21 protein-coding genes are annotated in these 24,089 nt (G+C 59.3%); 5 read left to right on the top strand and 16 right to left on the bottom strand.

What is annotated here, in order from left to right; genetic code table 11:
* Positions 1-7: 7 nt before the first annotated feature.
* The 5 genes from FEZ21_RS07610 to FEZ21_RS07590 all read left to right on the top strand — a co-directional run bounded on the left by FEZ21_RS07610 (position 8) and on the right by FEZ21_RS07590 (position 6,022).
* Complete coding sequence (locus tag FEZ21_RS07610) at positions 8-682, top strand: heavy metal response regulator transcription factor (RefSeq protein ID WP_003443564.1); 675 nt, start codon at positions 8-10, stop codon at positions 680-682.
* Positions 675-2,054, top strand: coding sequence for a heavy metal sensor histidine kinase (locus tag FEZ21_RS07605; protein ID WP_160626787.1), 1,380 nt, complete (start codon positions 675-677; stop codon positions 2,052-2,054). Before FEZ21_RS07610 ends, FEZ21_RS07605 begins: the two co-directional genes overlap by 8 nt.
* 623 nt (positions 2,055-2,677) lie before the next feature.
* On the top strand, positions 2,678-2,902 hold the full coding sequence (locus tag FEZ21_RS07600) for a hypothetical protein (protein WP_160626785.1): 225 nt from the start codon (positions 2,678-2,680) through the stop codon (positions 2,900-2,902).
* A gap of 192 nt (positions 2,903-3,094) precedes the next feature.
* Positions 3,095-4,414 (top strand): OprD family porin, encoded by a 1,320-nt coding sequence (locus tag FEZ21_RS07595; protein ID WP_003443567.1) that lies wholly within the window; start codon positions 3,095-3,097, stop codon positions 4,412-4,414.
* A 3-nt stretch (positions 4,415-4,417) separates the two neighbouring features.
* A complete protein-coding gene (locus FEZ21_RS07590; protein ID WP_003443569.1) occupies positions 4,418-6,022 on the top strand; it encodes a sensor domain-containing diguanylate cyclase in 1,605 nt (534 codons plus the stop codon).
* A gap of 167 nt (positions 6,023-6,189) precedes the next feature.
* On the opposite strand, the gene lpxC is transcribed toward FEZ21_RS07590, so the two are convergent.
* The 16 genes from lpxC to mraZ all read right to left on the bottom strand — a co-directional run bounded on the left by lpxC (position 6,190) and on the right by mraZ (position 24,008).
* Positions 6,190-7,101, bottom strand: a complete 912-nt coding sequence (gene lpxC / locus FEZ21_RS07585; protein WP_003443572.1) for a UDP-3-O-acyl-N-acetylglucosamine deacetylase — start codon at positions 7,099-7,101, stop codon at positions 6,190-6,192.
* Between the two features lie 112 nt (positions 7,102-7,213).
* A complete protein-coding gene (ftsZ, locus tag FEZ21_RS07580; protein ID WP_003443576.1) occupies positions 7,214-8,428 on the bottom strand; it encodes a cell division protein FtsZ in 1,215 nt (404 codons plus the stop codon).
* A gap of 71 nt (positions 8,429-8,499) precedes the next feature.
* Positions 8,500-9,759, bottom strand: a complete 1,260-nt coding sequence (gene ftsA / locus FEZ21_RS07575; protein WP_003443600.1) for a cell division protein FtsA — start codon at positions 9,757-9,759, stop codon at positions 8,500-8,502.
* A gap of 15 nt (positions 9,760-9,774) precedes the next feature.
* Positions 9,775-10,641: a cell division protein FtsQ/DivIB gene (locus tag FEZ21_RS07570; protein WP_037001571.1), complete on the bottom strand. Its 867-nt coding sequence runs from the start codon at positions 10,639-10,641 to the stop codon at positions 9,775-9,777.
* A gap of 4 nt (positions 10,642-10,645) precedes the next feature.
* Entirely contained in the window at positions 10,646-11,602 is a 957-nt protein-coding gene (locus FEZ21_RS07565; RefSeq protein ID WP_010655578.1) for a D-alanine--D-alanine ligase, read from the bottom strand.
* Positions 11,599-13,059, bottom strand: a complete 1,461-nt coding sequence (gene murC, locus FEZ21_RS07560; protein WP_003443610.1) for a UDP-N-acetylmuramate--L-alanine ligase — start codon at positions 13,057-13,059, stop codon at positions 11,599-11,601. The genes FEZ21_RS07565 and murC overlap by 4 nt, the downstream gene beginning before the upstream one ends.
* Entirely contained in the window at positions 13,052-14,122 is a 1,071-nt protein-coding gene (murG, locus tag FEZ21_RS07555; RefSeq protein WP_003443612.1) for an undecaprenyldiphospho-muramoylpentapeptide beta-N-acetylglucosaminyltransferase, read from the bottom strand. The genes murC and murG overlap by 8 nt, the downstream gene beginning before the upstream one ends.
* Complete coding sequence (gene ftsW / locus FEZ21_RS07550; protein ID WP_160626783.1) at positions 14,112-15,326, bottom strand: putative lipid II flippase FtsW; 1,215 nt, start codon at positions 15,324-15,326, stop codon at positions 14,112-14,114. The genes murG and ftsW overlap by 11 nt, the downstream gene beginning before the upstream one ends.
* Positions 15,323-16,669: a UDP-N-acetylmuramoyl-L-alanine--D-glutamate ligase gene (gene murD / locus FEZ21_RS07545; RefSeq protein WP_160626781.1), complete on the bottom strand. Its 1,347-nt coding sequence runs from the start codon at positions 16,667-16,669 to the stop codon at positions 15,323-15,325. Before murD ends, ftsW begins: the two co-directional genes overlap by 4 nt.
* 5 nt (positions 16,670-16,674) lie before the next feature.
* Complete coding sequence (mraY, locus tag FEZ21_RS07540; protein WP_003443623.1) at positions 16,675-17,757, bottom strand: phospho-N-acetylmuramoyl-pentapeptide-transferase; 1,083 nt, start codon at positions 17,755-17,757, stop codon at positions 16,675-16,677.
* Complete coding sequence (gene murF, locus FEZ21_RS07535; protein WP_160626779.1) at positions 17,757-19,124, bottom strand: UDP-N-acetylmuramoyl-tripeptide--D-alanyl-D-alanine ligase; 1,368 nt, start codon at positions 19,122-19,124, stop codon at positions 17,757-17,759. Before murF ends, mraY begins: the two co-directional genes overlap by 1 nt.
* Positions 19,117-20,580 (bottom strand): UDP-N-acetylmuramoyl-L-alanyl-D-glutamate--2,6-diaminopimelate ligase, encoded by a 1,464-nt coding sequence (locus tag FEZ21_RS07530; protein ID WP_003443629.1) that lies wholly within the window; start codon positions 20,578-20,580, stop codon positions 19,117-19,119. The genes murF and FEZ21_RS07530 overlap by 8 nt, the downstream gene beginning before the upstream one ends.
* Positions 20,580-22,322 carry a penicillin-binding protein 2 gene (locus FEZ21_RS07525; RefSeq protein WP_003443632.1) on the bottom strand — a complete coding sequence of 581 codons (1,743 nt, stop codon included), beginning with the start codon at positions 22,320-22,322 and terminating at the stop codon, positions 20,580-20,582. The genes FEZ21_RS07530 and FEZ21_RS07525 overlap by 1 nt, the downstream gene beginning before the upstream one ends.
* Positions 22,319-22,612 (bottom strand): cell division protein FtsL, encoded by a 294-nt coding sequence (gene ftsL, locus FEZ21_RS07520; protein WP_003443637.1) that lies wholly within the window; start codon positions 22,610-22,612, stop codon positions 22,319-22,321. The genes FEZ21_RS07525 and ftsL overlap by 4 nt, the downstream gene beginning before the upstream one ends.
* Positions 22,609-23,556: a 16S rRNA (cytosine(1402)-N(4))-methyltransferase RsmH gene (gene rsmH / locus FEZ21_RS07515; protein WP_003443642.1), complete on the bottom strand. Its 948-nt coding sequence runs from the start codon at positions 23,554-23,556 to the stop codon at positions 22,609-22,611. The genes ftsL and rsmH overlap by 4 nt, the downstream gene beginning before the upstream one ends.
* On the bottom strand, positions 23,553-24,008 hold the full coding sequence (gene mraZ / locus FEZ21_RS07510) for a division/cell wall cluster transcriptional repressor MraZ (protein ID WP_003443645.1): 456 nt from the start codon (positions 24,006-24,008) through the stop codon (positions 23,553-23,555). The genes rsmH and mraZ overlap by 4 nt, the downstream gene beginning before the upstream one ends.
* Positions 24,009-24,089 lie beyond the last annotated feature (81 nt).

The raw sequence follows: 24,089 nt of genomic DNA, 5'->3' as shown, positions 1-24,089 counted from the left end.
GCGGGTTATGCGAGTCCTGATAATTGAAGATGAAGAAAAAACCGCCGATTACCTGCATCGCGGCCTGACCGAGCAAGGCTACACGGTGGATGTTGCGCGGGAGGGGATCGAGGGTTTGCACCTGGCGCTGGAGAGCGATTACGCCGTGATCGTGCTCGATGTGATGCTGCCGGGCCTGGATGGTTTCGGCGTGCTGCGGGCACTGCGCGCGCGCAAGCAGACGCCGGTGATCATGCTGACGGCCCGCGAGCGGGTCGAAGACCGGATTCGCGGCTTGCGCGAAGGCGCCGACGATTATCTGGGCAAGCCGTTTTCATTTCTGGAACTGGTAGCCCGTCTGCAGGCCCTGACCCGGCGCAGCGGCGGCCACGAACCGGTGCAGGTAACGGTCGACGACCTGTGGATAGATTTGATCAGCCGCAAGGCTACCCGCGCCGGCAGCCGCCTGGACCTGACCGCCAAGGAGTTCTCGCTGCTCAGCGTACTGGCGCGGCGTCAGGGGGAGATTCTGTCCAAAACCTCCATCGCCGAAATGGTCTGGGACATTAACTTCGACAGCGACGCCAACGTGGTCGAAGTCGCGATCAAACGTCTGCGCGCCAAGCTCGACGGCCCCTTTGAGCACAAGCTGCTGCACACCATTCGCGGCATGGGATACGTACTGGAGCGGCGCAGTGTTTAAGCGGCCCGGTCGCCTGAACTCCATCGCCCTGCGCTTGAGCGCGATGTTCACCCTGGTGGCGCTGCTGGTGTTCGTGCTGATCGGCTGGGCGCTGTACCAGCAAGTCGACAAGGGTATCGGCCGTCTGCCCGAGGCCGAACTGGATGCGCGCTTCAGCGTGCTTGAGTCCTCGATCAATCGCTATGGAACCCCCGAGCACTGGGCCAAGATCAGCGCCAAACTCAAGCTGCTCAGTGAAGAAGACAAGCGCCTGCGGTTTTGGGCCATCAGTGGCGACCCGGAGTATGAGTACGGCAATCCCGAGGCGCCGGTACGTGAGTTTGCCAGGGGCCCGACCGGGATCCGCGACCTGTATCTGCCCGGCCAGACCTACCCGCTCAAGGTGTTGATCAGCCAGATCCCGGCCAAGGAACAACGACCGGCCCTGCGCTTCCTGACCGCCATCGATACCGAAACCTTCCGCCAGACCCAGCACCACTTGCTGGTGGCGTTGATCAGCCTGGCATCTATTGGTGTGGTCCTGGCCTCACTGCTGGGTTACTGGGTGGCCAGAATCGGCCTTAAACCCTTGATCAAGCTCTCTGAAGGAGCGCTGAAACTGGCCCCGCCACGCCTGTCCGGGCGCTTGCACTTGTCGCCACTGCCGCCGGAACTGGATCAACTGGTGAGCGCTTTCAATTCAACCCTGGAGCGAGTCGAGCAGGCTTATACGCGACTGGAGTCGTTCAATGCCGACGTGGCCCATGAACTGCGTTCGCCGCTGACCAATCTGATTGGCCAGACTCAGGTGGCGCTGACCCGGGGGCGCTCTGCCGAACACTACTTTGAGGTGCTGCAGTCCAACCTGGAGGAGCTGGAGCGCTTGCGCAGCATCATCAACGACATGCTGTTTCTGGCCAGCGCCGATCAAGGCAGCAAGGCCAGCAAGCTGACCCGTGCCTCACTGGCGGATGAAGTGGCGACGACCCTGGAGTATCTGGAGTTCATTCTTGAAGACGCGCGGGTCGAGGTGCAGGTCAACGGCGATGCCCAGGTCAATATCGAAAAGCCCCACCTGCGCCGGGCGTTGATCAACTTGCTGAGCAATGCCGTACAGCACACCGAAGCCGGGCAACGGATTGAGGTACAGATCGATCAAAGCCCCGGGGGCGTGACCATCGGCATCAGCAACCCGGGCGAGCCAATTGCCGACGAGCACCTGCCGCGGCTGTTCGAGCGTTTTTATCGCGTGGATGCCTCGCGTCACAACAGCGGAGCCAATCATGGTCTGGGGCTGGCCATCGTCAAAGCCATTGCGCAGATGCATGGCGGGGATGTCTTTGTGCGCAGCGCCGAAGGGCGCAATACCTTTGGCCTGTTTTTACCGGCTTGAGGCCCGGGCCTGTTGTGGGAGCCAGTCTGCTGGGGATACAGGCACATGGGTGTCACTGAGGCGAGGCTATCGCTGGCAAGCCAGCTCCCACAATAGTGTATGTGTCAGGTCCAGGCCCTATGGGAGCCAGCTTGCTGGCGATACAGGCACATTGGTTTCACTGACTTGATGACATCGCTGGCAAGCCAGCTCCTACAATAGTGTATGTGTCAGCTCCGGGCCCTGTGGGAGCCAGCTTGCTGGCGATACAGGCACATTGGTTTCACTGACTTGATGCCATCGCTGGCAAGCCAGCTCCCACAATAGTGTATGTGTCAGCTCCGGGCCCTGTGGGAGCCAGCTTGCTGGCGATACAGGCACATTGGTTTCACTGACTTGATCCCATCGCTGGCAAGCCAGCTCCTACAAGACTCAGCAGCCCCTTAGCTCTCACAAGACTCAGCAGCCCCTTGCTCCCACAAGACTCAGCAGTGCCTGAACACTCAATGTGTCTACCCGGCACCTCCCCGGGTTTGTTACCCCAAACGCAAAAGTCCTTGTATGAAACAGGGCTTTTTCACTGGTCAGGATCGCTATAAATTGCTGACACCACACAGAACTTGCTCAGCAAGAAGGTCTTTGAAATGTCCAGCAGTATGGGTATGGCCAGCGTTTTCGTTTTGTCGTCTTTGTTGTTGTCGCCTATGGCCATGGCGGAAGAGTCACCCGCGTTTGTCGCACAAAATGCAGCCCGCGCAGCTTCTTTTGATCAGGCTCGAACAGAGTTGGCAACACGTCCCGACAACGAGGCCAAGCCCCAGCAAACACAGGCAAAACACAGCATTTCTGATGAGTCTGAAGACAGCTGAACAGACACCTGAAAACTTCCCGACCCAGTTGGTCACTCGTTACAGATGTGACTAACTGTTTCAAAAGCCGCTATCATAGCGGCTTTTTTTTGGTCTTTAATTAAGGCGCCTGCTCCTTTGGCGCCCTATGCCGGGCACCGGATTCATCGAGAATTACAACAATTTTCAGCACTAAAAAGGAGCTCCAAACCGGTGAAGCATTCACTCAAACTCAGTCCTTTATTCATTGCCCTGGCTGCAACGATCCCCGCTTTCGCCCACGCAGACGACGAAGCGTCCAAAGACGGTTTTATTGAAGGCTCGAGCCTCAAGATTCATACCCGCAACTATTACATGAACCACGATATCCGTAGCCCCCATGCCGATGACAGCAAGGAATGGGGCCAGGGCTTTGTGGGGAAATTTGAGTCGGGCTTCACCCAGGGTGTAGTCGGCTTTGGCCTGGATGCCTACGGCATGCTCGGCCTGAAACTGGACGGCGGTGGCGGCACCGATGGCAGCAGCATCCTGCCGGTCAGTGATGGCAATGGCAAAGCGCCTACTGCCTTTTCATCAGCCGGTGCGGCGCTGAAAATGCGCGCCTTTGATACCGAGCTCAAAGCCGGTGATCTGTTCTTGACCAACCCGGTCATCGCCGGCGGCGAAACCCGCATGCTGCCGCAGACCTTCCGTGGCGTCAGCCTGACCAACCACAGTTTCGACGGCTGGATGTTCGAGGGCGGCCAGGCCAGCTTCAACAAACCCTACAACCAGAGCGGTATGCGTCGCCTGACGACCACCTACGGCAACCTTGACGACCAGACCAGCAAACACCTGACCTGGGCCGGCGCGTCGTGGAGCGCCATTCCCGAGATCACCAGCAACCTGTATGCCGCCCAACTCAAGGATGTGTGGGATCAGTACTACTACGATCTGGATTACACCTACGCCCTGTCTGACAGCATCAGCCTGAACCCGGGGCTGCATTACTATCACACCCGCGACAGCGGCAAAGCACTGCTGGGGGATATCAACAACAACACCTTCAGCCTGCACCTTGCGCTTGCCATGGCCGGCCACAAGTTCACCACCGTGCTGCAAAAGGTCAATGGCAACACGCCGTTTGACTACATCAATCAGGGCGACAGCGTTTACCTCGACAACTCGCAGCAATATTCGGACTTCAACGGGCCCAACGAGCGCTCCTGGAAGCTGCAATATGAATACGACTTTGCCGGTCTGGGTATCGCCGGTCTGACTTCCAGCATCTCGTATTCGCGCGGCGAACTGGACCTGACCAAGGCGAGCACCAACAGTATCGGTTACGGTAACTGGTACAACCCCCAGGGCAAGAATGCCCATCACTGGGAGCGCGACATGGCTCTGAAGTATGTGGTTCAGGATGGCAAGGCCAAGGATCTGGCGGTTAGCCTGCGCTGGGCAACCAACCGCGGCAACGATGCCTACCGGACGGTGGACAACGATGTAGACGAATACCGCGTGATCATCGACTATCCTATCGATGTGTTCTAAACAATGACCATAAGGCCAGCATCCCAGCTGGCCTTATGCCAATATGGCGTAACCTTAGGTCTGGGCACCAAACGCATCAGTGAGGTCAAGGCCATTCCACATTCCCGCCGTACATCCTTCATTACCCGGCGCATGCTGATCAGGGCAACAACGCTGTCAGTGGTTGCCATCCTCGGCATCGTTGGCTATTTGCTGGTCAGGGAGTATCGCAATACCGAGCAGGATGCCACGCGTTCAGCCCTGAACCTGGTGCAACTGATCAATCGCGACATTCGTAACACCTTTTCGATTTATGACTCCGCGCTCACCAGCCTGATCGATTTTCTGCAAAGCCGGGAGCTCTCCACCCTTCCCTCTGCAACCCGACAGTCGCTGCTCTTTGCCAGGGCCAATGAAGCCCCGTCCAATGCCGGATTCTTCGTTCTGGATGCCGCGGGCCAACTGATTGCCAGCTCTGCACCGGGTATGCCCGTGCCGGACCAGGCCAGCCAGCAGCCGTGGTTCAAGGCCCACCTCGGTGCGGCAGACGACAAAATCTTCATCAGCCGCCCATTTCTCGCCGGCCAGGGCGCCAATGACTGGAATATTATTCTTAGCCGCAGAGTCTCAGGCCCGGAAGGCGATTTCCGGGGGGTTGCGGTGGGCCAGATAAAATTGAGCTACTTCCAGAGCATGTTCCGCGGTCTGGACATAGGGCCTACCGGCAACATCAGTCTGGTCAGCGCTGACGGAATTCTGTTGACCCAATATCCCGGGACAAACCGCGTCAGTATCGGCCAGGACCTTAGCCGGACCCCTAACTTCATTCGCTTCCTGGAAGAACGACATGGCAGCTTTACTGCCATGTCCGGGGTCTATCATCAGGAGCGTCTGTACAACTTCGCTCAGGTGGGCGAGTTGCCGCTGGTGGTGGTGGTCGCCATCTCCACCTCGAGTATTTTCGACAACTGGTGGCATACCGCCCTGTTGATCGGCAGTGCCACCCTCCTGCTCTGCCTGGGCTTGCTGTGGCTCACCTGGCTGCTGACGCGGGAGCTGCGCTTGCGGCACAAGGCCGAGCGGGTGCTGGCCGAGCTCGCTGCAACCGACCCCCTGACCGGACTGGCCAATCGCCGTACCCTGGACACAACCCTGGATCTGGAATGGCGCCGGGCGCAGCGCTCGGGCAATCCTGTATCCCTGGTCATGATTGATATAGATAATTTCAAGGCTTTCAATGACTGCTACGGCCATCAAGCCGGGGATGAAGCCATACGGCGGGTTGCCCAGGTGATCAAGTCCCACACCCGTCGCCCCGCCGATCTGGCCGCCCGCTATGGCGGTGAAGAGTTCGCCGTGATACTGACCGAGACCGAGGCAACAGGTACACGCCTGCTGGCCGAGAAGATTCGCTGCGCAGTGGAGCAGCTGGAGCCTGTTGCCGAGCACAGGAAACTGACCATCAGCCTGGGCGCCTGCAGCCGCTACGCAAAACCCGGGGATGACCAGCAAGCCCTGATCAGCACGGCCGACAAGGCGCTTTACCAGGCCAAAAAAGGCGGGCGCAACCGGGTGGTTTGCATCAATGAAACGGGACTGAACGCGCTGCAGCCGAAGCCGGAGGCCTGAAGACTTCCCCAGCGGCAGCAGATTTTGCAGGAACTGGCTTGATCGCGATCTTTTCAACCAGGCCGCCAAGAGCTCGCTCCGACAGAACTTGTACAGCCCCCACCAATTTCAGGGCAAAAAAAAGCCACCCGGGGGTGGCCTTCAAAAACTAGAGAAAGAAGTTTTACTTAAACTGCTGCAACCGGACGCATGTACGAGATCGGTGCTGTGCTGGCGTCTTCAAAGGTCACGACTTCCCACGCATCTTTCTGTTCAATCAGCTTGCGAAGCAGCTGGTTGTTCAGTGCATGGCCAGACTTGAAGCCCTTGAACTCACCAATCAGGCTATTGCCCAGCAGGTAGAGGTCACCAATAGCGTCGAGAATCTTGTGCTTCACGAATTCGTCTTCGTAGCGAAGGCCGTCTTCGTTCAGTACACCATTGGCGTCGACCACGATCGCGTTTTCAACGCTACCGCCGAGTGCGAGGTTGTGCTTGCGCAGGTACTCGATGTCACTCATGAAACCGAAAGTACGCGCGCGGCTGACTTCTTTTACAAACGAAGTGCTGGAAAAATCCACGGTTGCGCTTTGGGTACGGTTACGGAAAACCGGGTGATCGAAATCGATCTCAAAGCTCACTTTGAAGCCTTCGAAAGGGACGAAAGTGGCGCGCTTGTCGCCATCTTCCACTGTCACTTCACGCAGGATACGGATGAACTTCTTCGGCGCGTCCTGTTCTTCCAGGCCGGCAGATTGAATCAGAAACACGAAAGGTCCGGCGCTACCGTCCATAATCGGGACTTCAGACGCGGAGAGTTCGACGTAGGCGTTATCGATCCCCAGGCCAGCCATGGCCGAGAGCAAGTGCTCTACCGTGTCTACTTTGGTATCGCCGTTGACCAACGTGGTCGACATCGTTGTCTCGCCGACGTTTTCCGCGCGGGCAGGAATCTGCACAACAGGGTCAAGGTCTGCACGACAAAACACGATGCCGGTATCCACAGGCGCAGGCTTGAGGGTCAGGTAGACCTTCTCACCGGAGTGCAGGCCGACACCTGTGGCACGGATAATATTTTTCAGGGTGCGTTGTTTAATCATGGCATTGGCCGCTTCAGCGCAAATTGCGAACTGGTATCAACAAAGGCTGGCGATAATAGCAGACCGAACCTTTGCTGAATACCAATCACCTTAATCCCCCTGATTGATTTCATTAATCAGCCTGTCGACGCAGGAAAGCCGGGATATCCAGATAATCCAAATCGTCTTGCGGGTTGAGCTTGGCAGCGGTAGTCGCGCCTTGCTGGGCCTGATTACGCATCACGGTCGGGCGGTCCAGATCACGGTAGTTAACCACTGGCTGTTCCTGACGCTCGGTACGTGCTTCCTGACGAGTAGAAGCTGCGTGTGCCGAAGAGGCTGCGTAAGAGGCTTGAACGCTGTTGTCGATAACCTTGACCGGCTTCTCGATTTTCGCGCCCAGACCGGTCGCAACCACGGTCACATGCAGTTCGTCGCGCATGTCCGGATCGATAACGGTACCGACCTTGACCATGGCGTGTTCGGAAGCGAAGGCTTCGATGATGCTACCCACGTCGGAGTACTCACCCAGGGACAGGTCAGGACCGGCGGTGATGTTCACCAGGATGCCGCGTGCACCTTCCAGGTTCACGTCTTCGAGCAACGGGTTGCGGATCGCCGCTTCGGTTGCTTCACGTGCACGGTTCGGACCGCTGGCGCAGCCAGTGCCCATCATCGCCATGCCCATTTCGCTCATCACGGTACGTACGTCGGCAAAGTCGACGTTGATCATGCCCGGACGCTTGATGATGTCGGAGATACCGCGAACGGCACCGGCCAGTACGTCATCGGCCTTGGCGAAAGCCGACAGCAAGCTGGCGTCCTTGCCCAGGATGGTGAGCAGTTTTTCGTTCGGAATCGTAATCAACGAGTCAACGCTTTCGGACAGCAGACGAATACCTTCGTCAGCGATCTGCATGCGCTTGCGGCCTTCAAACGGGAACGGACGGGTCACCACCGCAACGGTGAGGATCCCCATTTCCTTGGCCACTTCGGCAATGATCGGCGCTGCACCGGTACCGGTACCTCCGCCCATGCCCGTGGTGATGAACACCATATTGGTGCCCTGCAGCACTTCAGCGATGCGCTCTCGGTCTTCCAGAGCGGCCTGACGACCGACCTCAGGATTTGCACCCGCACCCAGGCCTTTGGTCACACCGGTGCCCAATTGCAGGATGGTTCGGGCGCCGATGCTTTTCAGCGCTTGCGCGTCAGTGTTGGCGCAGATGAATTCCACGCCTTCGATGTTGCTCTTAACCATATGATTAACAGCATTGCCACCGCCACCACCAACACCGATAACCTTGATTACCGGGCTTTGCGGGATGTTGTCTACGAGTTCGAACATTTTCCCTCTCCTTTCATTTCTCTAGTTTTTTCGCCTACTTCTACTGCTTTGAATCTTTTACTGCTCAAGCTTTAAAAGTTGCCCTGGACCCAGCGCTTCAGGCGCTCAAGCACAGGGGCTTTTTGTTCATCACTGCTGTAGTTGTCGCGGTTGCTGATACCCGACATGGAGATGCCGTCTGACTGCTTTTGCAGCCCGTACAGCAACAAGCCCACAGCGGTGGAGTAAATCGGATTGCGCACAACATCGGACAAGCCCTTGAAGCTGTGCGGCACGCCCAGGCGAACCGGCATATGGAAGATTTCTTCGGCCAGTTCGACCGCACCTTCCATTTTCGAGGTACCGCCGGTCAGCACGATGCCGGCCGGGATCAGGTCTTCGTAGCCGCTGCGACGCAACTCGGCCTGAATCAGGGTGAACAGCTCGTCGTAACGCGGCTCGACCACTTCGGCCAGGGCCTGACGGGACAGTTCGCGCGGTGGACGGTCGCCTACGCTCGGGACTTTGATGGTTTCACCGGCGCCGGCCAGTTTGGCCAGGGCGCAGGCGTAACGGATCTTGATTTCTTCGGCGTACTGGGTCGGTGTACGCAACGCCATCGCGATGTCGTTGGTCACCTGGTCACCGGCAATCGGGATCACCGCCGTGTGGCGAATGGCGCCTTCGGTGAAGATCGCGATATCGGTGGTACCGCCGCCGATGTCGACCAGGCACACACCCAGTTCTTTCTCGTCATCGGTCAACACCGAGTAAGCCGACGCCAGTTGCTCGAGGATGATGTCGTCCACCTCAAGGCCACAGCGGCGCACACATTTCTCGATGTTCTGTGCTGCATTCACTGCGCACGTTACTACGTGCACCTTGGCTTCCAGACGTACGCCCGACATCCCCAGTGGCTCACGAACGCCTTCCTGGTTATCGATCACGTAGTCCTGGGGCAAAGTGTGCAGCACGCGCTGGTCTGCCGGAATCGCAACGGCCTGAGCAGCGTCAAGCACGCGCTCAAGGTCGGCGGAGCTGACCTCACGGTCCCGAATTGCCACGATACCGTGGGAGTTCAGGCTGCGGATGTGGTTGCCGGCAACACCGACAAACGCCGAGTGAATCCGGCAACCGGCCATCAACTGCGCTTCTTCGATGGCGCGCTGGATCGATTGCACGGTGGACTCGATATTCACCACCACGCCTTTCTTCAGGCCACGGGACGGATGCGTGCCAATACCGACGATTTCGATGGTGCCGTCTTCCCCGACCTCGCCCACCAGCGCCACCACCTTGGAGGTGCCGATATCGAGACCGACGATCATTTTTCCGCTTTGCACGTTTGCCATGGGTCCTGCCTCTTCTTAATTCTTCGCGACAGCGGGTTGGGCTATCGTCGGTGCCACAGGTTCCCGCCAGCCGACGGCCAATCCGTTGGCATAACGCAAATCGATGCGCGCTATGTTTGTAATCTGTTCTTTCAGCGTTTTTTCATAGATGGCTATGAAGCGACGCATTTTTTCTACCAGGTGATCGCGCCCCAACAGCAACTCGATCCCGGGCCCTGCACTGCCGGCTCCGGTGGTCAGGAACCAGCTACCGCGTTCACGCAATTCCAGCCGGGCAATGGAGAAGCCCATCGGACGCAGCATCTGGCTCAACACCTGATACTGCTGCATCACTTGCTGCTGAGCCCGTTGTGGGCCGAACAGCTGCGGCAAGTGTTCGTAATTGGCCAGCTCACGCGGGGTGAATGCCTGGCCCTGGTTGTTCAACAGCGCTTCATCACCCCAGCGGGCTACCGGCAACTGTTCTTCGAGACGGATCACCACCTGGTCAGGCCATACGCGCCGGACTTCGGCGTGGGCAATCCAGGGCATCTGTTCCAGCTCGGTACGCATGCCTTCCAGGTCGACGGTGAAGAAGCTCGCCGCCATGTAAGGGGCAATGCGCTGCTGCACGGCCTGCTGGCTGATGTAGGTCAAATCACCCTGCACGTTGATGTTGGTGATCGGCCGGTCGGCGTACGGCATCAGGCGCTGCGCACCTTCGTACGTGCCGTACCCCAGCACCACCAGCAACACGGGCCAGAACAACACTTTCAGGAAGCCAAAATTGGCTTTCGGCAGACGCACTGACATCGGCTCTTTAGCCACCATCCGGCTTGCGCCCCGAGGCACCGGCTTGCGGCCGGGAACGGGTTGCTGATGACGAAGCGATGCGCCTTGCATGTTTTTAACCTCGAGCCTCGACGCTGGCTGCCAGAATCGACAGCACCAGCTGTTGAAAATCCAGACCGGCAGCACGGGCCGCCATCGGCACCAGGCTGTGATCGGTCATGCCCGGAGCGGTGTTGACTTCGAGCAGCCAGAACTGGCCATCGGTGTCCTGCATCACGTCCAGACGGCCCCAACCGGCGATACCTATCGCCTCACAGGCTTTAGCCGTGAGGTCCATGAGTTCTTGCTCCTTGGTGCTATCGAGCCCGCACGGGATCCGATACTGAGTATCCGAGGACAGGTACTTGGCGTCGTAGTCGTAGAACGAATGCGGGGTGCCCAGTGCAATAGGTGGCAGCACTTGGTCACGCAGGGTGGCGACGGTGAACTCGGGACCGGTGATCCATTGTTCAACCAACACTTGCGAGTCGTACTTACTGGCCTCTGCCCACGCAACGATCAACTCGTCAGCGCTGTTCACTTTGGCCATACCGATACTTGAACCTTCATGTGCCGGTTTGACGATCAAAGGGAAGCTCAGTTCCTTCGCCGCAGAAATACAATCGGCTTCGCTGGTCAGCACAGCATGACGCGGGGTTGGAATACCCAGGCTGTGCCACACCTGCTTGGTGCGCAATTTGTCCATTGCCAGCGCCGAGGCAAGGATGCCGCTGCCGGTGTAAGGGATGCCCATGTATTCGAGCAGGCCCTGGATGCTGCCGTCTTCACCGCCACGACCGTGGAGAATGATGAAGGCGCGGTCGATTTTTTCGTGCGTGATACGGGCGATGAAATCGTCGCCGACATCGATCCCGAAGGCATTCACGCCGGCACTTTGCAGTGCTTCAAGCACGGCATTGCCCGACTTCAGGGACACTGCGCGCTCAGCGCTTTTGCCGCCGAACAACACGGCAACGCGACCGAAGTCGGCAGGGGCAATGGTGGAGAACAGATTGGCGTAGGCAGCGGTCATTTCAACTTCCCCCCGCTGGCTGCGACAACGGCACCGGCGAATAGTGGACTGTTAATAAGTTGCGGTGCCAGACGGCCGATATCGCCCGCCCCTTGGCACAACAGGATGTCGCCGGCACGCAGCAGCGGCTTGACGATCGGCGCCAGCTCAACGCCACGCTCGATGTAGATCGGGTCCAGCTGGCCACGCTGGCGGATGCTGTGGCACAGCTGACGGCTGTCGGCGCCCGGAATCGGCTCTTCGCCGGCCGGGTAGACTTCCATCAACAGCAGTACGTTGGCGTCGGCCAGCACCTGCACGAAATCGTCGTACAGATCGCGGGTACGGCTGAAGCGATGGGGCTGGTAAACCATGACCAGACGACGGTCCGGCCAGCCACCGCGCACTGCTTTAATCACGGCCGCGACTTCGGTCGGGTGGTGACCGTAATCGTCAACCAGCATCACGTGACCGCCTTCAACCGGCAGCTCGCCGTAGACCTGGAAGCGTCGGCCTACACCCTCGAAGCCGGACAGGCCCTGAACAATGGCCTCATCACTGATGCCTTCATCAGATGCGATGCAGATGGTCGCCAGAGCGTTCAGCACGTTGTGGTTACCCGGCATGTTCACCGACACATCCAGCGGCTCGCGATCGGGGCGCAGCACCGTGAAGAAGGTCTGCATGCCTTGCTGGCGAACATTGATCGCACGCACATCGGCGGCTTCGCTGAAGCCGTAGGTGACGGTGGGACGCTTGACCAGGGGCAGGATTTCACGCACCACCGGATCATCCAGGCACAGCACGGCCAGGCCGTAGAACGGCAGGTTGTGCAGAAACTCGACGAAGGTTTTCTTCAGCTTGTTGAAGTCACCCTCATAGGTCGCCATGTGGTCGGCGTCGATGTTGGTCACCACCGCAACCATCGGCTGCAGGTGCAGGAAGCTGGCATCGCTTTCGTCAGCTTCGGCAATCAGGTAACGGCTGGTGCCCAGTTGTGCATTGGTGCCCGCTGCATTCAGTCGGCCACCGATCACGAACGTCGGATCGAGGCCACCGGCTGCGAACACCGAGGCCAGCAGGCTGGTGGTGGTGGTCTTGCCGTGGGTACCGGCTACGGCGATGCCGTGGCGATAACGCATCAGCTCGGCCAGCATTTCAGCCCGCGGCACCACCGGAATACGGCGTTCCAGGGCAGTCGCGACTTCAGGGTTAGAGGTGTTGACCGCACTCGACACGACCAATACATCGGCAGTGGCAGCGTTCTCGGCGCGGTGACCGATAAAGATGTGCGCACCGAACGACTCAAGACGCTCGGTAACTGGCGATGCGTTCAGGTCGGAACCCGACACTTCATAACCCAGGTTCAGCAGCACCTCGGCAATACCGCACATGCCCACGCCGCCGATGCCGACGAAGTGGATGCGACGGATACGGCGCATTTCCGGTTGCGGCATGGCTTTCTGATTCTCAACCATTGGCCACCTCCAGGCAGATATCTACAACGTTGCGGGTTGCATCAGGTTTGGCCAGGCGGCGAGCATTGGTCGCCATGCTGTTCAGTCGTTCCGGTTGCATCAAAACCTCTGTCAGGCGTGCGGCCAGTTCGGCTGCGCCAGTTGTCGCTTGCGGCATCAGGAAGGCAGCACCTTCGCGAGCCAGAAAGTCGGCATTACGGCTCTGATGGTCATCAATCGCGTGGGGCAATGGCACCAGCAGCGATGGCAGACCGGCCGCAGCCAGTTCACTGACGGTCAGCGCGCCTGCGCGACAAACCACCAGGTCGGCCCAGCCATAGGCTTGGGCCATGTCTTTGATAAAAGGCTGCACTTGAGCCTCGACGCCGACCGCGCCATAGCGCTCGGCGGTAATTTGGTCGTGCTGTTTGCCGGCCTGGTGAAACACTTCAGGACGCACCTCAACCGGTACTTTGGCCAGTGCTTCAGGCAACAACTTGTTCAACGGCTCGGCCCCCAGACTGCCGCCCAGCACCAGCAGGCGCGCCTTGCGGCCTTCGAGTGCGGCCCGTGGCGCCAGGCTGAACAATTCAGGGCGGACCGGGTTACCGGTACTGCGCAGCTTGTCCGATACCGCGAAGGTTCCGGGGAAGGCTTCGCACACACGGCTCGACATCGGCACCAGCAAGCGGTTGGCAGTACCGGCCACGGCGTTTTGCTCGTGAATGATCACCGGCACACCGCAGGTTTTGGCTGCCAGACCACCAGGCCCGGTCAAATAGCCACCAAACCCGAGCACGCAGACCGGCTTGAGCTGGCGAATGATTTTGCGCGCCTGAAACATGGCCTTGAGCAATACAAACGGCGCCTTGAACAACGACAGCTTGCTCTTGCCACGCAGGCCGGTGACGTTGATCCGGTGCAGGGTAAAACCGGCAGGTTCAACCAGTTCGTTCTCGATCCCGCGCGGGGTTCCAAGCCAGTGCACGCTGTAGCCGCGTGCTTCAAACTCACGGGCGCAGGCCAGCGCAGGGAACACGTGTCCGCCGGTACCGCCCGCCATGATCAGCACATTAGCGCCCATTGTTCGGCTCCTCTGCGAAATCACTTTCTTTGAAATCAGTCTCTTCGCTGCCCAGGTGGGTTCGACTCTCCCACTCGATTCGCAGCAGCAGACCCATACATACGCAGCAAATCACCAGGGAACTGCCGCCATAACTGAGGAATGGCAAGGTCAGACCCTTGGTTGGCAACAGGCCGACGTTCACCCCGATATTGATCAGGAACTGGCCGATCCACAGGAACGACAAGCCGTACGCCATGTAGGCGGCGAAATACTGTTTGGCCCGCTCGGCCCACATGCCGATGTACATGCCGCGCACGCAGACGAATACGAACAGGGCCACGGTCAGCAAGGAGCCGACCACACCCAGCTCTTCAGCCAGTACCGAGAATACGAAGTCGGTGTGCGCTTCCGGCAGGTAGAACTGCTTCTGTACGCTGTTGCCCAGACCGACCCCGAACCACTCGCCACGACCGAATGCGATCAGGGCCTGGGTCAGCTGATAACCGGAGCCAAACTGGTCGGACCACGGGTCGGTAAAGGTGATCAAGCGGGCCATACGATAAGGTTGCGCCTGCACCAGCACGAAGACCGCACCGACTGCCAGCGCCACCATCAGGGCGAAGCGGAACAGGCCGACACCGCCCAGGAACAACATCGCTGCCGCTGCCCCCATCATTACGACGGTGGCACCGAAGTCAGGCTCCATCAGCAACAGACCGGCCATCGGCAGCAACACGATGAAAGGCTTGAAGAAGCCCATCCAGCTTTCGCGGACTTCCTTCTGCTGACGGACCAGATAACCGGCGAGGTAGATCACCACGAAAACCTTGGCGATTTCCGAGGGCTGTACGTTAAAGAAACTGAAGCCGATCCAGCGCATCGAACCGTTCACTTCACGGCCAATGCCCGGCAGCAGCACCATCACCAGCAAGCCGAACGCACCGATCAGCAATAACCAGCCCAGGCGCTGCCAGGTAGCAATCGGCACCATCATGGTCAGCACGCATGCAACAAGGCCAAGCACGATATAAAACAGGTGGCGGATCATGTGATAAAGGGTGTTGCCCGACTGCAGGGCGGCCACTTCAGACGATGCCGAGGTGATCATCACCAGGCCCAGGCCGAGCAAGGCCATGCAACCGGCCAGTAACGGGAAGTCGAGGTCAATGCCACGGCCCGTGATCAACGGCGAAGGGTAAGGTTTGAGAATGCCGAAAATCATGCCTGGGCCTCCACTGCACGCGCAAACAGATGGCCACGCTCTTCGTAATTTTTGAACATGTCGAAACTGGCGCAGGCCGGCGACAGCAATACCGCGTCACCCGGGCGGGCCAGCGAACGGCTTTGGGCAATGGCTTCGTCCAGGGAGTTGACGCGCACCTGGGGCACGCTATCGCCCAAGGCGTCGGCGATCAGGCCGGCATCGCGGCCCATCAGGACCACTGCGCGGCAGTACCTGGCCACGGAGTCGTGCAGGCCACTGAAGTCTGCACCCTTGCCGTCACCGCCGGCGATCAGTACCAGCTTGCCGTCCATGTCCGCTCCCAGGCCTTCGATGGCGGCCAGTGCGGCACCCACGTTGGTGGCCTTGGAGTCGTTGTAGTAGCTCACACCCTCAAACTCGCGTACCCACTGGCAGCGATGTTCAAGACCGGTGAAGCTGCGCAGGCCGCTCAGCATGGCGTCGAACGGCAGGCCCACGGCATGCCCCAGCGCCAGTGCCGCCAGGGCATTGGCCTGATTGTGGGCGCCGCGCACTTTCAGCTCACGGACCGGCATCAGGTTTTCAAATTCGAAGGCGAGATATTTTTCGCCGTTTTCTTCACGCAGGCCGAAAGCCTTGAAGTCGGGTGCGCTCAAACCGAAGGTCCAGCACGGCAGCCCTTCGCTCATCAGCGGCCGGGTCAAGGCGTCCTGACGGTTGACCACCACCTGCCTGGCACCGCGGAAAATCCGGTGCTTGGCCAGGTGGTAGGCCGGCAGACCGCTGTAACGGTCCATGTGGTCTTCGCTGACATTGAGCACGGTGGCCACTTCTGCGCCCAGCTGGTTGGTGGTTTCCAGCTGGAAGCTCGACAGCTCCATGACGTACAGCTCGATGTCATCACTGAGCAGATCCAGCGCCGGCGTACCCAGGTTGCCGCCGACGGCAACACGCTTGCCGGCAGCCAGGGCCATTTCACCCACCAGGGTGGTCACGGTGCTCTTGGCGTTGGAACCGCTGATTGCCACGATCGGTGCCTTTGCGTTACGCGCGAACAGATCGATATCACCGGACAACTTCACGCCACGGGCAGCCGCTGCCTGCAGTGCCGGAGTCGCCAATGCCAGGCCGGGGCTCACGTAGAGCTCATCGGCGCGGCACAGGAACTCGACATCCAGTTCGCCACAACGCACCTCCACCTGGGGGTAGTCACGGCGCAGCGTGGCCAGCTCCGGCGGATTTTCCCGCGTATCCGCCACAGCAAAGGACACGCCCTGCTGCGCCAGAAAGCGCACCAGGGACATGCCGCTCTTGCCGAGGCCGACAACGATGCGGAAGTGGTCAGAAGCGATCAGAGACACAGGTTCTACCTCAGCTTCAGCGTGGCAAGGCCGACCAGTACCAGAATCACGGTGATGATCCAGAAACGGACAATCACGCGTGGCTCAGGCCAGCCCTTGAGTTCAAAGTGGTGATGGATCGGCGCCATGCGGAACACCCGCTTGCCGGTCAACTTGAAAGACGCTACCTGGATCACCACAGACAGGGTTTCCATCACGAACACACCGCCCATGATGAACAGCACGATTTCCTGACGCACGATCACGGCAATGGTGCCCAGGGCTGCGCCCAGCGCCAGTGCGCCAACGTCGCCCATGAAGACTTGTGCGGGGTAGGTGTTGAACCACAGGAATCCGAGACCGGCACCGATCAGTGCGCCGCAGAACACAATTAGTTCGCCTGCGCCCGGGACATAGGGGATCAACAGGTAGTCGGCAAATTTCACGTTACCCGACAGGTAGCAGAAGATACCCAGGGCACCGCCAACCATAACGGTCGGCATGATCGCCAGACCGTCCAGGCCATCAGTAAGGTTGACTGCGTTGCTCGAGCCTACGATCACGAAGTAGGTCAGCACCACAAAGCCGATACCCAGCGGAATGCTGGCGTCTTTGAGTATGGGCAGAATCAGCGTGGTTTCGACTGCGCTGGGTGCCGTCATATATAGAAAGATCGCCGCGCCCAGACCGAACACCGACTGCCAGAAATACTTCCAGCGGCTAGGAAGGCCGCGAGAGTTTTTTTCGATCACCTTGCGGTAGTCATCGACCCAGCCAATTGCACCGAACAGCAGAGTCACAATCATCACGACCCACACATAACGGTTGCTCAGGTCAGCCCAAAGCAGAGTGCTGATGGTGATCGCCGACAGGATCAGCGCGCCGCCCATGGTTGGCGTACCGGACTTGGACAAATGCGATTGCGGACCATCGTTACGCACCGACTGGCCGATCTGACGGTTTTGCAGGGTGCGGATCATCCACGGCCCCAGGCACAGGGACAAGGTCAACGCGGTGAGCACCCCAAGAATCCCGCGCAGGGACAGGTACTGGAAGACTGCGAAGCCCTTGTAGAACTGTTGTAGATACTCCGCTAGAAGCAGCAGCATTAATGTTTCTCCCCGCTGGAACCGCACAAAGCCGCAACGACGTTTTCCATCGCTGCGCTGCGCGAGCCCTTGATCAAAATAGTGGTGTTTGTTTCGTGCTCAGCACGAAGCGCCTGGATCAGGTCAGCCTGATTGGCGAAGTGACGAGCATGGTGTCCAAATGCAGTGACGGCATGAGCCATCATGGGTCCCACCGCATAGAGCGCTGAAACTTTGTCGGCGGCATAAGCGCCTACTTCACGATGTCCTTGCTCCGCCCACTCACCTAACTCGCCAATATCTCCGAGCACCAGGACGGTGCGGCCGGAAAAGGCGGCGAGTATATCAACGGCAGCGCACATTGAGGTGGGGTTTGCGTTGTAAGTGTCATCAATAATTCGCAGGCCGCCTGCGGTCAGTTGCGCCACTGCGCGACCTTTGACCGCAAGCACGGCTTGCAAGCCGCTGGTTATGCCAAACAGCGAGATGCCCAGGGCATGGGCAGCAGCTGCTGCGGCCAGGGCATTGGCGACGTTATGCGTGCCCAGCAGGTTGAGCTGAACGCGGGCAACACCCAAAGGGCAGTGCAAATCGAACCCGGGGCAACCCCGTGCATCGCGGGCCAGATTGCTGGCGTAAAAGTCTGCTTCAGGGTTTGTCAGGGCAAAGCTGAGTACCTTGCGGCCAGCAGCCCGGGCCTGCCAGATGCCAAAAGCCTTGTCATCCAGGTTAAGAACCGCGACGCCATCAGCGTCCAGCCCTTCGAGAATTTCGCCCTTGGCCTCGACGATTTTTTCCGGCCCGCCGAATTCGCCAACATGGGCGGTTCCGGCATTGTTGAGCACGGCAACATGGGGCTTGGTCATGCCGACGGTATAAGCAATTTCACCCAGGCGCGAAGCACCCAGCTCAATCACTGCCGCCGTGTGTTCCTGGGTCAGTTCGAGCAACGTCAGCGGCACGCCCAGGTCATTGTTCAAGTTGCCTTTGGTCGCCAGCACCGGACCACGGGTGCGCAGGATGCAGGCGAGCATTTCTTTAACTGTGGTTTTGCCACTGGAACCGGTAATCGCGGCAACCGGCTTGTGGTAGCCGGCACGATTGAGCGCACCCAGCTGACCCAATGCCACCCGGGCATTCTTGACCACCAGCTGCGGCAATGCCGACTCGGGTACTTCGCGTTCGACCAGTGCTGCAACCGCACCTTTGGCCGCCACTTCATTCAAATAATCATGGCCATCGAAACGCGGGCCGGTCAGGGCAATAAACAGCTGGCCCTTGGTGATCCCGCGGCTGTCGATGCTGACACCGTTGAAAAGGCTGTCGGCAGCGACCAGCCGACCACCCAGGGCAGCGGCAACTTCGCTCAGCAACAGAGGCTTAAGCATGGGCGGCCTCCCAGGCATTCAGGGCTTTCTCGGCTTGCACCAGATCAGAGAAGTCATGGCGCTCGCCATTGATTTCCTGATAGTCCTCGTGACCTTTACCCGCCAGCACAATGACGTCTTCGGCGTTGGCACCTGCAATCAATCGGGCGATGGCCTCACCGCGACCGGCGACGAAGGTGACGCTCTGGGGCGTAACGAAGCCTGCGCGGATGTCGTCGAAAATTTGTCCAGGTGCTTCCGAGCGGGGGTTATCGTCCGTAACCAAAACCCCGTCCGCCAAGCGTTCAACCACTTCGGCCATCAACGGGCGCTTGCCGCGATCGCGATCGCCGCCGCAACCGAACAGGCACAGCAGTTGGCCTTTGGCGTGAGGACGCAGGGCCAGCAAGACTTTTTCCAGGGCATCCGGGGTGTGGGCGTAATCAACGACTACCAGCGGCCTGGTGCCGCCGCCCAGACGCTGCATGCGCCCCACAGGGCCTTCAAGCTTTGGCAACACGGCGAGGATTTCATCCAGCGCGTAGTCCAGGCCGAGCAAGGCGCCGACCGCAGCCAGTACGTTGCTCAGGTTGAAACGACCCAGCAGGCTGCTGCGCAAATGGTGCTCGCCCTGTGGCGTGACCAGTGTGGCGCGCACGCCATCGTCGTCGAAGGTCGCTTCGCGACAGTAAAGGTAGGCGCTGCTGTCTTCGAGGCTGTAGCTGATCAGACGCGAATCATGTTTTTCTGCCGCCAGCTGGCGACCGAAGTCATCGTCAAGGTTAAGCACGCGGCAACCCAGGTCAGGCCAGGCAAACAGCTTGGCCTTGGCCTCGGCATACGCCTGCATGGTGCCGTGATAATCCAGATGGTCGCGGGACAGGTTGGTCAGGACGGCAACATCAAACGCCAGAGCACTGACCCGGCCTTGATCCAGCCCGTGGGACGACACTTCCATCGCCACGGCCTTGGCACCGGCTTTCTTCAGGTCAGCCAGCATGGCCTGTACGGCAATCGGGTCCGGGGTGGTATGGCGACCGCTTTGCAGTGCGCCATAAAAGCCCGTGCCCAGGGTGCCAACAATGCCGCAATGCTGCCCCAGCAGGTCCAGCGCTTGCGCAACCAGCTGGGTAACGCTGGTTTTGCCGTTGGTACCGGTAACGCCCACCAGGTTCACGTGATGGCTCGGGTCACCATAAAAACGCCCGGCGATAGACGACAGTTGCGCCGCCAGCCCCTTGACCGGGATCAGCGGTACGGCGGTGATCGGCAATACGTCCGCGCCTTCTACTTCATAGGCCACGGCTGCTGCGCCACGTTGCAGGGCGTCAGCGATATGTTCACGACCATCGAGCTTGCCACCCGGTACCGCGAGGAACAGATCCCCGGCTCGCACATTGCGGCTGTCGAGGGTCAGCTCACGGATCAACAGATCGTGACCTGCGTGAGGGAAAATCTTGTTCAGGCTCAGGGACATTAGCCGCGCCCTCCTTTGGCTGCTGCAGCGGTCGCGGCTGCTTGTTGCTCCGCGGCCGTCGGCAAGTTATCCGGCGTCACGTTCATCAGGCGCAGGGTGCCGGACATTACTTTGCTGAATACTGGAGCCGAAACCAGACCACCGAAGTAGCCCGCCTTGCTTGGCTCATCGATGACCACAACGATTGCGTAACGCGGATCGCTCATCGGGCCAAACCCGGCAAACAGGGAGCGGTACGAGTTGACGGCATAACCCTTGACGCCACCCGAGGATGTTTTACGCGCAGTACCGGACTTGCCGCCCACGTGATAGGCCGGCACCTTGGCCCGCCAGACGCCGCGCGGGTTCTCGATAACTTCCTGGAGCATCCCCTGAACGGTCTTGGCGACCTGCTCGGGCATGACTTGCGCGGCCTGCGCCGGCTTGTCGGCCTTGAGCAGGGTCAGCGGGGCGAGCTTGCCGTTGTTGGCCAGCGCCGAAAATGCGTGTACCAGCTGGATCGCCGTCACCGAAACGCCGTAGCCATAAGACAGGGTCGCGGTTTCAGCCTTGCGCCACTCGCGGTAGTTCGGCAGGTTGCCGACGCGCTCACCCGGGAAGCCCAGGCCCGTGTCCTGACCCAGACCCATTTTGGCCATCTGGCGGAAAATCGCTTCACCACCGATATCGAAGGCAACCTTACTCATGCCGACGTTACTGGAGTTGATCAGAATGCCCGTCAGATCAAGGATCGGGCCTTCAGTGCGCGATACGTCGCGAATGGTGTATTTGCCCAGTTGCAGCGTGCCCGGATACACCTCGACTTTATCGGTGGGTTTCCAGCGTCCGGTTTCCAGCGCAGCACTCATCGAAATCGGCTTTACCGTTGAGCCCGGCTCGAACACGTCGATCATGGCGCGGTTACGCATCATCGCCGGCTGCAGGTTGCGACGGTTGTTCGGGTTGTAGGTCGGCTGGTTGACCATGGCCAGAATCTCGCCGGTCTTCACATCCATAATTACCAGGCTGCCGGCCTTGGCACCGTTTTCGACCAGCGCATTGCGCAGTTCGCGGTTGGCCAGATACTGCAGGCGCAGGTCAATCGATAACGCCAAGGTCTTCCCTGCCTTGGCGTTTTTTGTAACCTGAATGTCTTTGATCAGACGACCGCGCCGATCCTTGATCACCTGTCGCTTGCCCGGCACGCCGGCCAGCCACTCGTCATAGGCCAGCTCAACACCTTCGCGGCCTTTATCGTCGATATCGGTAAAGCCGACCATGTGCGCAGTCACTTCACCCGCCGGGTAAAAACGACGGAACTCTTCGATGCCATATACACCCGGCACTTTAAGGTCGAGCACCAGCTGGCCCTGCTCGGGTGTCAAGCCGCGGACCAGATAGATGAATTCTTTATTGGCTTGCTGTTCAAGGCGCGCCGTCAGCACCTTGGGATCTTGCCCAAGCGCGTGGGCCAGGGCCGGCCAGCGATCCTTGGCCACCTGCATTTCCTTGGCGTTGGCCCACAACGTGGTCACCGGGGTACTGACGGCCAGCGGCTCGCCATTACGGTCAGTAATCAGGCCGCGGTGTGCCGGGATCTGGATGTGACGCAGACTGCGGGCATCGCCCTGCCCCTTGAGGAAGTCATGGTCGATCACCTGCAGGTAGACAATTTGACAGGCAATCGCACCTACCAGCAGTGCCAGCAATGCCAGCACTACACGAAAACGCCACGGATAGAGTGCGCCTTCGAGTTTGATCATGGCGCCACCATCCGAACTTCTGCTGCGCCCGGGATGCGCATTTTCAGTTGTTCGCTGGCCAGGGTTTCGATACGGCTATGGGCAGTCCAGGTGCTTTGTTCGAGGATCAGACGCCCCCACTCGGCCTGGGCCTTGTCACGCACACTCAGCTCCCCGTACAGGGTGTTGAGCAGTTGGCGGTTCCAGTGGGCGCTATAGGAAACGCCCACTGCCGAAACCAATACGGCAATAAACAGCAGCAGCATGAAAAAACTTCCGCCGGGAAGTGGTTTGGCGAAGAGCTTGTTCAACGAAGCTTCTCCGCGACGCGCATGACAGCGCTGCGCGAGCGCGGATTGGCTTTGAGCTCCGCTTCAGATGCGAACTGGGCCTTGCCATGGATTTTTATAATGGGATCGAAACTGGTGTGCTGAACCGGCAGGCCGCGGGGCAGGTTGTCGGGTTCACCTTTGACCAGGTCACGCATGAACAATTTGACGATGCGGTCTTCCAGGGAGTGGAAGCTGATCACCACCAGGCGACCGCCGACTTCCAGGGATTCAAGTGCCGCTTCGAGGCCGGCCTTGAGATCACCCAGCTCGTTATTGACGTGGATGCGCAGGCCCTGGAAAGTGCGGGTTGCAGGGTGCTTGCCCTTTTCCCAGGCCGGGTTGGCCACTTTCAGCACTTCAGCCAGATCGCCCGTGCGCTCAAACGGGGTAATTGCCCGGCGCTCAACCACCGCGCGAGCCATACGCCCGGAAAAACGCTCTTCGCCATATTCTTTGAATACACGGGCAATTTCGTCCTGGGATGCGGTGTTTACAAACTCAGCCGCGCTGATCCCTTCATCAGGGTTCATGCGCATGTCCAGCGGGCCGTCGTTCATGAAACTGAAGCCGCGCTCAGGATCGTCGAGCTGTGGCGAAGAAACCCCCAGATCGAGGAGAACACCGCTGACCTTTCCGGCCAGGCCGCGGGCGGCGATCTCGGAGCCCATCTCGGCAAAGCTGCGTTGCACAATGACAAAGCGGCCGTCTTCGGCCGCTAGCGCTTGCCCGGTGGCAATCGCCTGGGGATCTTTATCAAACCCGAGCAAACGGCCCTCAGGGCCAAGCTTCTGGAGTATCAGGCGGCTATGTCCGCCGCGACCGAAGGTGCCATCCAGATAGCATCCATCAGGACGTACGGCGAGAGCCTCTACGGCTTCGTCGAGCAGTACGGTGATGTGGTTGAAGTCGCTATCTATAGTCACAGGATTAAATCACGCAGTTCTTCAGGCATCGCGCCCGGTTGTTGAATGGCTGCAAGGTCAGCGGCAGAAACAGCTTCCCAGGCATCCTCGTCCCACAGTTGAAACTTGTTTAACTGGCCTACCAACATCGCGCGCTTATCCAACCTGGCATATTCACGCAAACGCGGCGGCACCAGAAAACGACCACTGCCATCGAGCTCGAGGTCGACGGCGTTACCAATCAACAGACGTTGCAAACGGCGGTTCTCTTCACGCAACGAAGGCAACGCCCGAAGCTTGGTTTCAATCAGCTCCCACTCGTCGAGGGGGTACACACACAAGCAGGGATCTACCGCATCAATGGTCACGATCAGTTGCCCGGAACTTCTCGAAATCAACTCGTCACGGTACCGGCTCGGCATTGCGAGACGGCCCTTGGCATCGAGACTGATTGCGTTAGCTCCGCGAAACACGAGGCGTCACTCCCAAAATTAGCGTTTTACGTCTAAAAAACCCACTTTATGCCACTTTTCGCCACTTGCGCACACTATAGG

It is taken from the genome of Pseudomonas sp. 9.1(2019) (genome assembly GCF_009910445.1).
GTDB lineage: Bacteria > Pseudomonadota > Gammaproteobacteria > Pseudomonadales > Pseudomonadaceae > Aquipseudomonas > Aquipseudomonas paraversuta.
Note: the sequence above shows the minus strand (reverse complement) of the source record. Positions and strands in the feature narration are given on the sequence as shown.

Bases quoted from the DNA above. Each gene is read 5' to 3' on its own strand.
- FEZ21_RS07610 (WP_003443564.1), top strand. From the start codon at position 8: ATGCGAGTCCTGATAATTGAAGATGAAGAAAAAACCGCCGATTACCTG.
- FEZ21_RS07600 (WP_160626785.1), top strand. From the start codon at position 2,678: ATGTCCAGCAGTATGGGTATGGCCAGCGTTTTCGTTTTGTCGTCTTTG.
- FEZ21_RS07590 (WP_003443569.1), top strand. From the start codon at position 4,418: ATGACCATAAGGCCAGCATCCCAGCTGGCCTTATGCCAATATGGCGTA.
- lpxC (WP_003443572.1), bottom strand. From the start codon at position 7,101: ATGATTAAACAACGCACCCTGAAAAATATTATCCGTGCCACAGGTGTC.
- ftsZ (WP_003443576.1), bottom strand. From the start codon at position 8,428: ATGTTCGAACTCGTAGACAACATCCCGCAAAGCCCGGTAATCAAGGTT.
- ftsA (WP_003443600.1), bottom strand. From the start codon at position 9,759: ATGGCAAACGTGCAAAGCGGAAAAATGATCGTCGGTCTCGATATCGGC.
- FEZ21_RS07570 (WP_037001571.1), bottom strand. From the start codon at position 10,641: ATGCAAGGCGCATCGCTTCGTCATCAGCAACCCGTTCCCGGCCGCAAG.
- FEZ21_RS07565 (WP_010655578.1), bottom strand. From the start codon at position 11,602: ATGACCGCTGCCTACGCCAATCTGTTCTCCACCATTGCCCCTGCCGAC.
- murC (WP_003443610.1), bottom strand. From the start codon at position 13,059: ATGGTTGAGAATCAGAAAGCCATGCCGCAACCGGAAATGCGCCGTATC.
- murG (WP_003443612.1), bottom strand. From the start codon at position 14,122: ATGGGCGCTAATGTGCTGATCATGGCGGGCGGTACCGGCGGACACGTG.
- ftsW (WP_160626783.1), bottom strand. From the start codon at position 15,326: ATGATTTTCGGCATTCTCAAACCTTACCCTTCGCCGTTGATCACGGGC.
- mraY (WP_003443623.1), bottom strand. From the start codon at position 17,757: ATGCTGCTGCTTCTAGCGGAGTATCTACAACAGTTCTACAAGGGCTTC.
- murF (WP_160626779.1), bottom strand. From the start codon at position 19,124: ATGCTTAAGCCTCTGTTGCTGAGCGAAGTTGCCGCTGCCCTGGGTGGT.
- FEZ21_RS07530 (WP_003443629.1), bottom strand. From the start codon at position 20,580: ATGTCCCTGAGCCTGAACAAGATTTTCCCTCACGCAGGTCACGATCTG.
- FEZ21_RS07525 (WP_003443632.1), bottom strand. From the start codon at position 22,322: ATGATCAAACTCGAAGGCGCACTCTATCCGTGGCGTTTTCGTGTAGTG.